This window comes from Streptomyces griseorubiginosus (genome assembly GCF_001514195.1).
GTDB classification, from domain to species: domain Bacteria; phylum Actinomycetota; class Actinomycetes; order Streptomycetales; family Streptomycetaceae; genus Streptomyces; species Streptomyces griseorubiginosus.
Window position 1 is genome coordinate 512,094 of record NZ_KQ948737.1, and the last position, 12,968, is coordinate 525,061.

The following is a 12,968-nucleotide window of genomic DNA, read 5'->3' on the forward strand; positions in this document are numbered from 1 at the left end:
GCTGCCCGCAGCCGGCCTGACCGTCCGTTCCCGGCAGCGCTCCCGGTCGCCGGTCGCCGTCCTGCGCATCACGGTGCGCATCACCCACGCCCCAAGTCGCGCGAAATTCATCGGCAACCTTTTCGTCGTGGGCGGCCACTGAGGAGTGCACCACCGGTACATCGGCACGATCCTGAACGGACAGATGATGACAACGAGGCAGATAGCGCGAGAGCGCAGGCGCAGGCGCAGACTCGCAGTGGGCACCGCGGCGGCGCTGACCTCCGTGGGCGTTCTCGTCTACCTGGTCATGGCGTTGCTCCCCGGCGGCCACAAGGTGGACGCGGAGTCGACCGCGGCCTCCCCCCTCGTCACCACCCAGCCGAAAGCCGCCGACACCGCCACCGGTACGGCCTCTCCCAGCGCGACGCCGAGTCCGTCGGCCAGCCCGAGTGCAAGCAGCTCCACCAGCCCGAAGCCGAAGAAGACCCCCAAGGCGGCGAAGTCCCCGTCCAAGGCCGCCCCGAAGTCCTCGCGCGGGTCCACGACACCCCCCTCGGCAGGGCGCATCCGGCCCAACACCTCGTACAAGGGCGTCGCCACCGCCTACGAGGCCGGGGTCGGGGACGGAGCCTGTCTGTTCGGTCCCAGCCCCGACATGATGATCGCGGCGATGAACACCACCGACTACGAGACCTCCAGAGCCTGCGGGGCCTACATCCTCGTCCACGCGGCCAACGGCAAGTCCGTCACGGTGCGGATCACCAACGAATGCCCCCTGCCCTGCGCGCCCGGGCAGATCGACCTCAGCCAGCAGGCCTTCGCCAAACTCGCCGACCTCAAGGTAGGCCGGCTGTCCATCACCTGGAGCCTGGTGAGCCCCAGCTCCATCGGCACGATGTCCATCCGGTACAAGACCGGTTCCAGCATCTACTGGTGCGGCATCCAGGTCATCGGCCACCGCAACCCGGTGGCACGGCTGGAGGTCAGCACCGGGAGCGGCTGGCGCCAGTTGCCCCGCACCAGCTTCAACTACTTCATCTCCGCGGACGGCACCGGCTGCGGCAAGGCGATCAGAGTCACCGACATCTACGGTGAGCAACTGACGGTCAGCGGACTCGGGGTGCGGGCGAACGTCGTCCAGCCGACGGGGGTCCAGTTCGCCCAGCACTGACCCCGTGTGAGCACCGCCCGGCACCGCGACACGACCGTTCACCCATGTCCTGGTCCGCTGCCGGGCGGTGAGGGCGGACCGGGCGTCCGTGGGCAAGGTCTGCGACAACGGCCCCCGCGGCGGCGGGACATGGGTGCACACGCATACTGGGCGGCGGCGTACGCATCCGTGATCCGTTTCCCTGTCCGGGACCAGCGAGAGGCCCCCTCGATGACCACGTTCTTCGACGACCACGCAGCTGACGCCGCCCCCGGCGCCTCCGAGGTCACGCGGAACCGGGACGAGGCCTTCGCCCAGCTCCTCCTCTCCAGTCACCAGCGGCTGACCGGCACCCCGTTGTGTCCGTCGGAACCCGGCGCCGACCCGGTCCATCTCCTCTACGACAACACCGCGTTCGGCCTGCTCGCCCACGACACGAGCCCGGACCCGGTCTTCGTCTACGCGAACAGGACCGCACAGCGGTGCTTCGGGTACTCCTGGGCGGAGTTCGTACGCCTCCCGTCCCGCCTGTCCGCAGGAGCCGAAGGGCAGGACGACAGACGGGAGTTCGTACGGTCCGTGACGGAACACGGCTACGCGTCCGGCTACCGAGGCCTCCGCACAGCCAAGTCCGGCCGCAGGTTCTGGATAGAGGACGTCACCATGTGGAACCTGGTCGACACCGCCGGGACCCACCACGGCCAGGCCGCCGTGTTCCGCGCATGGAGCGACGCGTCGGAGGCAGACGTCCGATGCGGTTGATCAGTCGGGCGGTGCCGACGAAACCGTCTGCTCCTCTGCTCTGACCTGCGTTCTTTCGGGCTGTTCGAATTTCGTGGACCGGTCGTCGTCTCACCGCGCAGTCTTTCTTCCGTCACACGAACCCCTCACCTCGGGAGAGACGACATGCGCACCCACCGCTCAGCCCTCCTGCTCGGCACCCTCGTACTCGCCGCCGGAGGAGTCCTCGCGAGCGCGCCGTCCGCCGGCGCCACCGCCGCCGAGGACAACTGCAACTACATCTCCGACAGCGCCCGGCCCACGGTCCACCCCGGTGACAAGGGCAACAACGTCCGCCAGGTGCAGTGCCTCATCGACTTCTACAGCAAGTACCCCACATGGATCGACGTGGACGGGGACTACGGCCAGAAGACCGCGGCCGGCGTCTTCTACGTGCAGACCTGTAACGGCACCACGGGCGGCGCCGACGGCATCGTCGGTCCCAGCACCTGGTCCCGGCTCTACAACCCCAAGCCCGCCTGCGCGCTGTAGGCCCGGGCTGGACGCTCCTTCGTTCCGCCGGCTGTCCGCTTCCGTGCGAGGAAGCGGACAGCGCAGCGGGACCCCGCCGCATCTCAGCCCGACGCTGTTCGACCGGCCCCGGACCACGCACAGGAGGAACCCCCACGATGTCGGACCCGAACTCCGCAGGCTCCCGACGCCCCACCCGCCCGGGGCCCTTGGTGCCGCGCCGCGTGTTCCTGGGGGCCCTCGGAGCCGCCGGGGCGTTGAGCGTCGTACCCGCGCTGCCCGCGGCTGCCGCCGACTCCACCGCCTACACCCTGCTGTCGCGCGCGGACTGGGGCGCGGACGAGTCGCTGCGGTACACCACCGCCGGTACGGAGATCTGGCCGCCGGAGTACTACCCGGTCCAGACGCTCACCCTGCACCACACCGACGACGGCAGCACCGATCCGGACCCGGCCGCCGTGGTGCGCGCGATCTACCGCAACGACACGGTGGGCAAGGGCTACGGCGACATCGGCTACCACTTCCTGATCGACCGGAACGGCCGGGTGTACGAAGGGCGTTGGTCCGGCACCGACGGCACGGCCGCCCATGACGCGGCAGGGCGGATGGTGACCGGCGCGCACGTCCAGGGGTACAACAGCGGGAACCTTGGGATCGCCCTGCTGGGGACCTTCACCACCACTCCCCCGACGACCGCCGCGCGCACCGCGCTCGTCCATCTGCTGGCCGACCTCGCGGGGCGCCACGCGCTCGTCCCGGCGGGCAAGGTGCTCTACCGCAACCCGGTGAGCGGAGTCAGCCGCGCGGCACCCGTCATCGGCGGCCACCTCGACTGGGCGGCCACCGACTGCCCGGGCACGGTCTGGTCCCAACTGCCCGCCATACGCGAGGAAGTGGCCGCCCTGACATCAGGATGACGGCACGGCCGTGCACCCCCGTCGGCCCGACGCCGTCGCACGGCCGAGGATGGCTTGGTCCCGTCTTTGTCTCCCTGGCCCGGTGGGGCATTCTCGACCCCACCGGGCCGGAGTGACGCATGGGGGGACCGTGCTGCGTATCCATTTCACTGCGGAGGATCTCGCGCGGACCAGACTCGCCGAACGCCCCGATCCGTTGTGGGAGATCACCGCCAGTCTGCACCGGCTTCAGTCCCAGGACGGGCGCTGGGCCTATGCCGGCTGGTACCGCGACGCCCGCGCCGCCATCGCGAGCCAGAAGCTGGGCTCCGTCGTGCGTACCCTGCTGATCCCGCTGTTCCCCCGCGCGTCCTACTTCCCCGACTTCCTCACGCCGGCCGAGTCGGGCCAGGGACTGCGCGCCGGCCTCGACGCCGTCCTCGGCACCCCGCCCGACCGGGTCCGTCAGGAGATCGGCCTGCTGGCCCAGGTGCGGAGAGTCCCGAGCGAGATGTACCGGCTGGCCGACCAGGACGTCCGCGCGGACCTGGTCACGGCGCTGCGCAGGTACCACGACGCCGTCATCGGTCCCTATCTCGACCGCATGCAGGCCCGCATCGACGCCGAAGGCGCACGCCAGAGCCGCACTCTGCTGCACGGCGGAGCGGAGGGACTGCTCGGGGGGCTGGGACCGGCCATGCGGTGGAAGGCACCCGTCCTCGAGGTCGACTACGTGGGCGGCATCGATCGCGACCTGCGTCTGGACGGTCGCGGTCTGCTCCTGATCCCCTCGTACTTCTGCTGGCAGAAGCCGGTCTCCTTCGCCGACCCCGACCTGCCGCCCGTGCTGCTCTACCCGCTGGCCCCGGCCGAGCGCGCGTTCCGGCCCAGCCCGTGCGAGGCTCCGCTGTCGGCCCTGCTCGGCCGCACCCGCGCCGCGGTGCTCGTCGCGGTGACGTACGGAGCGACCAACTCGGAGATCGCCCGGGCCGTCTCGATGTCGGCCGCCAACGCCAGCCACCACACGACGGTGCTGCGCGACGCGGGGCTCATCGCCAGCCACCGCCACGCGAACACCGTCCTGCACACCCTCACCCCGCTCGGCGCCTCACTCCTGCGACTGCCGGACCGGGAGGGGCGGGACACCTTGCAGAGGGGCTAGGGAACGTCGTTCGTCAGTGCCCGGTGTTCCGCCGCCCCCCGGCCTCACAGCGCGACGATGCCCTCCATGCCCGACCCGGCGAAGGGTGGCAGACCGGTGACGGTGGCGACCTTCGTGAGGGTGCCGTTGCTGCCGATCCTGAAGCCGTCGACCGTGCCGGAGGTCGCGTTCTGCACGTACAGGAACCGCGCGTCCTCCGTCACCGCCAGGTCGATGACGCCCTGCGACCGGGCCGAGGGAGGTGTGGCGACGCCGACCCGGTCAGTGAGGGCCAACCTGCCGTGCCGATCGGTGCGGTAGCCCGTGACCGTGGAGTTTCCGGTGTTGCCACCGAAGAAGAAGTCACCGGCCCGCTCCAGCCAGCACAGGGTCTCCTGACCGTTGGGGAGTGGCTTCTGAAGCACCTTGAGGGTGCCGTCACGGCGTACCCGGTACGTGCTGACAGTGGACTTCTCGGCCTCCGCGACCAGCATGCGGCCCGCCCTGTCGAAGGTGATCGCGAACGGGACGCCGCCCGCCGACTCGTTGACCACGGCACGGGGCGCGGGACGCCCGTCGTGCCGTACCGGAAAGACCTCCACGGTGTTGGCGGACTTGGTGGTGACCACCAGGTGGCGTCCGTCCGGCGTGAACGCGACCTGACCGGGCGAACTGCTGAAGAGCGGGACCTTCTTGTTGTGCAGGCCCAGCGAGCGGTGCGAGCCGCTCAGCGGCTTCAGTCCTTCGGCGGTGACGCGGAATCCCGAGACGCTTCCGCTGCCACCGGCGTTCATCACATACGCGAGATCGCCCGCCACGGTGATCGACGACGGGAAGTCACCCCCTGAGGAGATGACTTGACGATGTATCAACTTGTGCCCCTCGACGCGGAACGAGGTCACCGTGCCGCTGCCCGCGTTCACGGCCATGAGCCGCCGCGACCGGCCGTCGTAGACCAGGGACCCCTGCGACGCGAGGGAGTCGGTGGGCGCGTCCACCTGGTCACCGCCCCTGCCTCCGGTCGCGTAGGTCCCCGCGGCGGACAGCGTGCCGTCATCGCTCCGCTCGAAGACGTGAATGGAGTTGCCGGCCAGCTCGTTGCCCTGCACGAAGACGGCGTGGCCGGCCCCGGCCTTCCCGGCGGGCTCCCCCGCCGAGGCGATGGTCACCGTCCCCACCACGGCGGCCGTTGCGAGCAGTCCCGCTCCGGCCAGGGTCATCCGGGACTTCATCGGCGACCTGCGCCTGGTGTGCCTGCTCATGCGGTGGTCCTCCCGTCCTCTTCAGCCGCCGACTGCGGCTGACCGACGGGGCCAGAGTGGTCTGTGGGACGGGGCGGCTTCAGTGATTCGGTCGCCACGTCATCTTCCCGTAAGACCTTTCGGGCCGGCGGACGGCAGGACAGGAACGCGGGCAGTTCCTCACTCCGCTCCGGCGTGTGGCGGGGTCCCGGTGGCGCGGATGATCGCCGTTTCCACGGCGGCGATCCGGTCGGCGAGCAGACCGAGGGTGGCGACCGCGCGGGTCAGGGGGTCGCCGTCCGGGCCGCCGAGACTACGGCCGTGCACGTACGCGGCCTTCAACTCCGCCCACCGCAGGGACTGTTCAGGCGTCGCGGCGCCTCGCAGTGCGGCGAGTTTCAGCAGGTTGGCCTCGGTGGCAGTCGGGAGGGTCTGGGCCTCGGCCGTGTAGTGGTCGTCGACGAGGGCCGCCAGGTCGCTGTCGTTCATGGCCGGCTGGATGCGCTGGGCGATCCTGTTCATGGTGCGGTAGGAGCCCTGGAGCCGGAAGGGTGGCTCGGTGCGGGTGGCGTCGGAGCACCCGGCGGATGCGATGTAGGCGGCGTTGACCGCCAGGACCGTCTCGCGGGCGGCGAGCAGATGGCGCAGGACGGCCACGACGCGCTCCAGCTCGGCGGGGGCGTACGGGTGCACCAACCGGTCGGCCTGGGCGGACGGGTCGCCTTCCGCGAGGCGGACGAGCAACTCGAGATCGGCGCGGTCCCGGCCGGCGAGGGGAGCGAGCACCGGGTTGGCGGTGAGCGCGTTCTCGACGAAGCTCAGCGCGAAGACCTCCTCCTTGCCGGTCAGCACGTCCCCCAGGTTCCATACGTCCGCCCGGTTGGCGAGCATGTCGGGGACCTGGAAACGGCCGCCGGACTCGGTGTGGGGGTTGCCCGCCATGCAGACGGCGAAGCGCTTGCCGCGCAGGTCGTAGGTACGCGCCCGGCCGTCGCGCACGCCCTCGATGCGGCGGGTGGCGTCGCACAGCGGAATGAACTTCTGGAGCAGCTCGGGGGAGGTGTGCTGGATGTCGTCGAGGTGGAGCAGGATGTTGGTGCCCGCCTCCAGCGCGAAGTTGATCTTCTCGACCTCGCGTCGGGCGGCGGCGTTCGGGGCCTCGGCCGGGTCGAGAGAGGTGACGGAGTGCCCGAGGGCCGGGCCGTCGACTTTCACGAGGAGCAGACCGAGGCGGTCGGCGACGTACTCCATCAAGGTCGTCTTGCCGTAGCCCGGCGGCGAGATGAGCAGGAGCAGACCACCGGTGCCGGGGTGCCCGCCCGCACCGGTGGTGCCGATTTGCTTGGCGAGGCTGTCGCCGATCAGCGGCAGATAGACCTCGTCGACGAGGCGACCGCGGACGAACGCCGACGTGGTCCGGGGCCGGAACTCCTCGAGTCGCAGCCGTGCGTGCTCGGCCGTCACCAGTTCGGTGCGACGGCGTTGGCGGGCGCGGTGGGCGGGGACCTCGCGAGTGCGGAACTCCCGCGTGCGGGTGAGGAATTCGTCGATCCGCAGGGACAACGTCCCGTCGGTGATGCGGGGATGGGTGCCCAGCAGACCTTCCACCGTGCCGGTCAGGGCGGCTTCGCGTGCGTAGCGGGGCAGATCGGGACAGAGTTCGGCGGCCACCGCCTCGGCCAGGTCGCCGGGCGGGAGGTCCGTGCCGGTCGAGGCGGTGTACGAGGTGAGCCACGCCTCGACGAGCTGACGCCGTGCGTCCGGGTCACCCAGGGCGGCGAGATCGTCCTCGTACGCCGAAGTACCCACTGTGTGACGGAACTTGTCGAGCAGCGTACGAGCGCCGGCGCTGAGGACGAAGCCCTCGGGTCCGCAGGTCAGTTCCTCGAAGAGGTACGCGGCGGCGGCCTGCGCGTGCTGTCCGGCACCGATCGCCCGCGCGAACTCTCCGCACAGGTCGTCGATCGCGGGTACCGGGCCGAACGAGTCACGGGCGCGGGCCAGGGACACCGCCCGGCGCCGCCATGCGGCTCGTAGCTCCGCGGTCGTGCCGTGGGTCCAGAAGAACTGGGCGGCGGCGCGGGCGGCGGGCTCGTGGCGGAGCAGCTCCGCGTCGGCGTGCAGCCGCAGGAGTGTGGTGAGGATCAGCTCCGTGTCGTGGTCGTGGACGCCGCGCTCGTAGCCCTCGTCGTACGCGGCGTCCGCGGCCTGCCGGACGAGGGCGGGCAGGTCCGCGGCCGCGAGGGCTGCCGGGCCGTGTTCGTCGAGGAGCCGGGCGGCGAGGTGTTCGGCGCGGTAGACCTCGGGTGACTCCGAGGGCAGCGGGCGGTCCCCGAGGGCGCGGGCGGCCAGGAAAGCGGGGTCCGTGACCGGGGACCGGTAGTCCGTGCCGGTCAGGGCGAAGGCCAGTCCGTCGCCGTGCGGTACCAGGGCGAGGTCGAAGGGCCGGTGGTTGACGGCGAAGCGGTGGCTGCCGAGCCGGATCGTACGGCCGTCGTCGCTGTAGAGTTCGGTGCGGTCGTGCAGGGCGCGCAGGGCTCCCTGGCGGGCGGACCGCAGTCGGCCGTCGAGCTCCTCCGCCCGGCCCTGATCACCGAGTTCGCGCAGTTCGGCCGCGACGCGCCGGACCTTGGCGGGCATCGGGTCGGAGGTGAAGTAGGTGGCGACGGCGTCCGCGTCGGCGAGGGTGACGGCCCGGCGGGTGACCGTCTCCAGCACGCGCAGCGCCGAGCCGGCGAGGCGTTCGCAGCGCCGGGCACGGTCGTCGGCGAGGGTCTGTCCGCGGGCGGAGAACGCCTCGTGGATCTCCTCGCGCAGGTCCGCGAGATGCCCGAGGAAGTCGTCGAACTCGGAGAACCGGGACTCCAGGTCCTCCACCTGTACGAGCATCCGGGCGAGCTGGTCGTCGCAGGCGTCCGGGCTGTCGGCGGACGCGAGCGCGCCCGTGAACAACTGACCCAGCAGGGCGAACTCCGCTGCGAAAGCGGCTCGTTGCTCGTCGGCCAGAAGCGCCCGGCGGCGGCCGTCGAGGGTGGCGCGGGCCCGGTTGACGCCACCCAGGATGCCGGCGACCCGTTCCAGGATCGCGGTGCGCACGGTGGCGTCTCCGATGTCCAGCCCGGCCACCGTCTCGGTCACGGTGCGCAGGCCGTCGGTGAGTTCGTCCAGTCGGGCGACGAGGGGTGCGGATCCCGCCACCGTCGTGAGGGCCTCGGCTTCGGCGACCAGCCGCTCGACGTCGGACCGGAAACCGGTGAAGGCGTCCGCGCGGGCCAGGTGAGTGATCGCCCGCTGCGCGAAGGAGGCCAGGTCCGCCTCGACTTCGGCGGCGAGTCCGTCGAGGCGCGCGGTGTCGACGTACCGGACATCTCGAAGGGCGAGCAAGTGGCCCTGGGACTGCCGCAGTTCGACCAGTCCGGAGACCCAGGCGGCGGCACTGCGGGGCGCCTCGCCGCGCAGCCGGCGTACGACCGCGGCGATGCTCGCGGAAGCCTCGGCGAGCGCGTCGGCGGCCCGGCGGGTGAGGTCCTGGACGGTCTCGAACTCGGACAGCACCTGTGCGGCGGTGATCCTCAGCCGTCCGAGCGGCTCGTACAGGTCGCCCAGTGCCGGATCACCCAGCCAGTGGTGGGAGTCGGCGACCCGGACGCAGGCGGCGAGGAGAGCCTCGTACATCTCGCTCGTCGGCGTCGTCCCGGCGACCGCGCGCGTGAGGGACAGACAGTCCGAGATGCCCCGGACGAGGTCGGCGTTGCCGACGCGGGCCAGTGGGCCGGTGCCCACGGGCCGGGAGGCGGCGTGGGCGGCCGAGGCGTAGGGCGTGCTCCACAGCTGGACGGGGTGCACACGCCGGGGGGCGTCGCCGTCGGCCCGCAGGGCGACGAGTGTGCCGTCGCCGAGCAGGGCCCAGCCGCGGCAGGACAGCGGGGTGGCGAGCTCCTTGCGGATCATGTTGTACGACAGCAGCAGACTGCGTCCCGGCGTCTGCGAGCGGAAGGCGTACAGTACGTCCTCGCCGTTGGGCGATCGCACCTCGCACTCGAACTCCATTGCTGTCGTGTCGAGTTCGTACGTCTTGTGCGGGCCCGCGGTCAGGCAGTAGCCGCCGGGGAAGACGATGCCCTCATCCTCCGGCAGGCGGCGGCTCGCCGGTCCGATGCCGTCCAGGCGGACGACGGTGCGGGTGAGGGTGTCGAAGACCAGGTGGCGGTCGGCGTCCTCTTTGTACGGCCGGATCCGCAACAGGATCAGGGCGCCGACTCGCGCGTACGCGATGTCCGCGTCGGCCAGGGACTGCAACGGTTCGGCGACCGGTTCGGTGTGGATGCCCTCGCCGGTCTCGGTGTCGTTGTCGACCTTGACGGTGAGGGTGCCGCCGACGGTCGCGACGAAGACCTCGTCCTCGACGGAGACGTGCGGGTGGCGGCCCAGGACGTGGTTCTCGCGAGCCGTCCGCGTCCACGCGAAGTCGTGCGCCGGCGGAGAGACGTGGTCGCGGTCGCCCCGCGCGTCGAGGAAGTCGGCCCGGCCGTCGGCGGACACGGTCCAGCGCAGGACGCGGATGTCTTCCACCTTCTCACCGGTCTGGAAAACGGCCAGCACCTTGCCGTCGACACGGCGCAGCCGCAGCAGGTGCGCCTGGCGGTAGTAGCGGTGCAGCGCGGTGAACTCGCGGACGAAGGCCGGGTCGTCGAGCAGGCCGGGCACCGCGTCGTCGGGCAGCGGGTTCAGGTCGCGGTCGTACAGCGCGAAGACGTCCCCGACGGCGGCCTCGCGCTGCGGGGCCTGAAGGGAGTGGTGGCCGAAGAGCAGAAGGCCGCCCACGGCGACGAGGTCCCTGGGCACGCCATCGTGCCCGGTGCGCAGCTGTCCGGTGCCGCGCAACTCCAGCCGGGCGGAACCGAACTCCTCGACACGGCGGGTGTTGAGCGCCTCGGCCCGCCGGGCGAGGTCGGCGGCCTGCGCGGTGAGACGGGTGCGCAGCAGTTCGTAGGTGCCGGTGTCGAGTGCGTCCCCCGGACCGGTGCCCGCGCCGGTGCCGGATGCGTCGGATGGACCGGTGCCCACGCCGGTGCCCGATGCGTCATACGGACCGGTGTCCGTGCCGGTGGTCATGGGTTCCTCTCGGACGGTCGGTGGGAGGACGGTCGGTGGGAGGACGTGGTCCGGAGCCGCCGTCCCCTGTGCGGCGGCTCCGGAGCACGGGCCGGTCAGCTCCGGACGTGACCGTCGAGAGCGGCGAGAGAGGTGTCGGAGAGCCCCAGCTCTCCGGCCTTGTCCAGCAGTCGCTGAAGCTGTCCGGCGTCCGCGCCGCCGGTCTTCATCAGCTTCATCAGCAGCGCGGACACGGTCAGGTTCTGCACGTCGGCCGTGGACACCGAGCCGAGGACACGCGCCAGGTCGTCCGTGAAGCCCGAACTGCCGTCCAGCCAGGGCCGGGCCAGCGCCTGCGCGGTGTCCGAGTGCCGGACGAACCCGTCGACGCTCTTGCCGAGCCCGATGGCCGCCACCAGCCGGTCGAAGAACACCGAGTCGCCGCCGACGATGTCGATGTCCGCGTTCTCCAGACCGGTGGCGAGGACGGTGGCCTGCGCCTCCGCGATCTGCCGCTGCACCTCCAGGCCCGCGAGCCGCACGTCCTTCTCCGCGGCGAGACGCAGCCGGTACTCCTCGTGACCGCGCGAGGCGTCGTCCAGCGCGGCCATCGCCGCCGCCTTCTCGGTCAGTCCGGCCGCCTCCGCCTTCAGCTTCTCGCCGATGCCCTCGGCCTCGGCGAGCGCCCTGGCCCGGGACCCCTCGGCCTCCGCGAGCGCCTTGGCCCGGGAGCCCTCCGCCTCGGCCCGCAGCCGTGCCTGCGTGGCCTCGGCCTCCGCGCGGCCGGCCTTCTCCAGGACCTCGGCCTCCTTGTCCCGCACCTGGACCGCGGCAAGGCCCTGCGCGGCGGCTTCCGCCTGGACTCCCTCGGCGAGCCGCAGCTTGGCCTGGGCGTCGAGATCGGCGCTCTTCAACCGGGCCTCGGCCAGGGTGAGTTCCTGGGCGGCACGGTGAACGGCGGCCTGCTCCGCCGCCTCCGCGGCCTTGATGTCCTTGACCAGCTTCTCCTGCGCCTCGGCCTCCGCCGCGATCACCACCGCCTGCCGCTCCCGCTCCGCCTCCTCCACGGCCCGCAGCGTCTTGACGGCCTCCTCCTGCTCGGCCACCGTCCGGTCCACCGAGACCCGTTCCCGGATGACCTCGGCGATCTCCCGCTTCTCCGCCTCGACCTCCTTCTCGGCGGAGATCCGGGTCAGCTGGGTCTCCCGCTCCCGGGCGATGACCTCCAGCATCCGGTCCTTCTCGACCCGCTCGCTCTCCACGGCGATGACCCGCTCACGGTTCTTCGCGGCGACGGCGATCTCGCGGGCCTGGTTCTCCCGCTGGATGCCGAGCTCCTCCTCGGTCCGCAGGAACGCGCCCTGCGCGCGCAGCCGCTCCTCCTCCACCACCCGTGCGGTCTCGGCCTCCTCGCGGGCGCGCACGGTCTCGATCTCGCGGCGCTGCTTGATCTCGGCGTCCGCCTGCCGGCGCTCCAGCTCCAGGATCGCCTCCCGGGCGTCGACGTTCTGCCGGGTGATCTCCTTCTCCTCGGTGCGCTGGGCCTCGTTGGTGCGCACGTGCTCCACGGCCGTCAACTCGGTGATCTTCCGGATGCCCTGGGCGTCCAGCACGTTCGCGGGGTCGAGCTGGGTCAGCGGCGTCTGCTCCAGGTAGTCGATCGCCGCGTCCTCCAGGTGGTAGCCGTTCAGATCGACGCCGATGACCTCGATGATCCGGTACCGCAGTTCCTCACGCTTGGTGTACAGGTCGGTGAAGTCCAGTTGCTTGCCGACGGTCTTCAGCGCCTCGGAGAACTTCGCGTGGAACAGCTCCTGGAGTGTCTTCTGGTCGCTGGCCCGCGCGGTGCCGACCGCCTGGGCGACCTTGACGACGTCCTCCACGGTCTTGTTGACCTTCACGAAGAACGAGATCCGGATGTCGGCACGGATGTTGTCCTTGCAGATCAGCCCGTCCTTGCCGGCCCGCGTGATCTCGATGGCCTTCACCGAGATGTCCATCACCTCGGCCTTGTGCAGCACCGGCAGCACGACCTGCCCGGTGAAGGTCACGTCGACCCTGCGCAGCTTGGAGACGATCAGCGCCTTGCCCTGCTCCACCTTGCGGAACAGCAGGGAGACGACGAACGTGGCGAGCAGGCAGACGGCGACGAGCACGCCGATGCCGAGGGTCGTGGCGTTCATGGCATACGTCCTTCAGACATGAGGAAGTCG

Annotated in this window: 8 protein-coding genes; 5 read left to right on the plus strand and 3 right to left on the minus strand. The window is 71.2% G+C overall.

All coding sequences use genetic code 11. The features are described 5' to 3' along the window. Nucleotides 1-187 precede the first annotated feature (187 nt). The 5 genes from AQJ54_RS20670 (at nt 188) to AQJ54_RS20690 (ending at nt 4,441) form a co-directional block, all read left to right on the plus strand. Complete coding sequence (locus tag AQJ54_RS20670; RefSeq protein WP_388361512.1) at nt 188-1,153, plus strand: expansin EXLX1 family cellulose-binding protein; 966 nt, start codon at nt 188-190, stop codon at nt 1,151-1,153. Nucleotides 1,154-1,363: 210 nt separating this feature from the next. After that, nucleotides 1,364-1,894 carry an MEKHLA domain-containing protein gene (locus AQJ54_RS20675; RefSeq protein WP_062239472.1) on the plus strand — a complete coding sequence of 177 codons (531 nt, stop codon included), beginning with the start codon at nt 1,364-1,366 and terminating at the stop codon, nt 1,892-1,894. Between the two features lie 144 nt (nt 1,895-2,038). Then, a complete protein-coding gene (locus tag AQJ54_RS20680) occupies nt 2,039-2,404 on the plus strand; it encodes a peptidoglycan-binding domain-containing protein (protein WP_062019936.1) in 366 nt (121 codons plus the stop codon). 137 nt (nt 2,405-2,541) lie between these two features. Further along, entirely contained in the window at nt 2,542-3,300 is a 759-nt protein-coding gene (locus AQJ54_RS20685) for an N-acetylmuramoyl-L-alanine amidase (RefSeq protein WP_062239475.1), read from the plus strand. 130 nt (nt 3,301-3,430) lie between these two features. Then, on the plus strand, nt 3,431-4,441 hold the full coding sequence (locus tag AQJ54_RS20690; RefSeq protein ID WP_062239479.1) for an ArsR/SmtB family transcription factor: 1,011 nt from the start codon (nt 3,431-3,433) through the stop codon (nt 4,439-4,441). A gap of 44 nt (nt 4,442-4,485) precedes the next feature. Here AQJ54_RS20690 and AQJ54_RS20695 read toward each other — a convergent pair whose 3' ends face one another. The 3 genes from AQJ54_RS20695 to AQJ54_RS20705 form a co-directional block, all read right to left on the minus strand. Next, nucleotides 4,486-5,682, minus strand: coding sequence for a lactonase family protein (locus tag AQJ54_RS20695; protein WP_248845402.1), 1,197 nt, complete (start codon nt 5,680-5,682; stop codon nt 4,486-4,488). Nucleotides 5,683-5,841: 159 nt separating this feature from the next. Beyond that, complete coding sequence (locus tag AQJ54_RS20700; RefSeq protein ID WP_107121110.1) at nt 5,842-10,776, minus strand: DNA repair ATPase; 4,935 nt, start codon at nt 10,774-10,776, stop codon at nt 5,842-5,844. A 95-nt stretch (nt 10,777-10,871) separates the two neighbouring features. Then, entirely contained in the window at nt 10,872-12,938 is a 2,067-nt protein-coding gene (locus AQJ54_RS20705) for a flotillin family protein (RefSeq protein WP_062239483.1), read from the minus strand. Nucleotides 12,939-12,968: the final 30 nt, after the last annotated feature.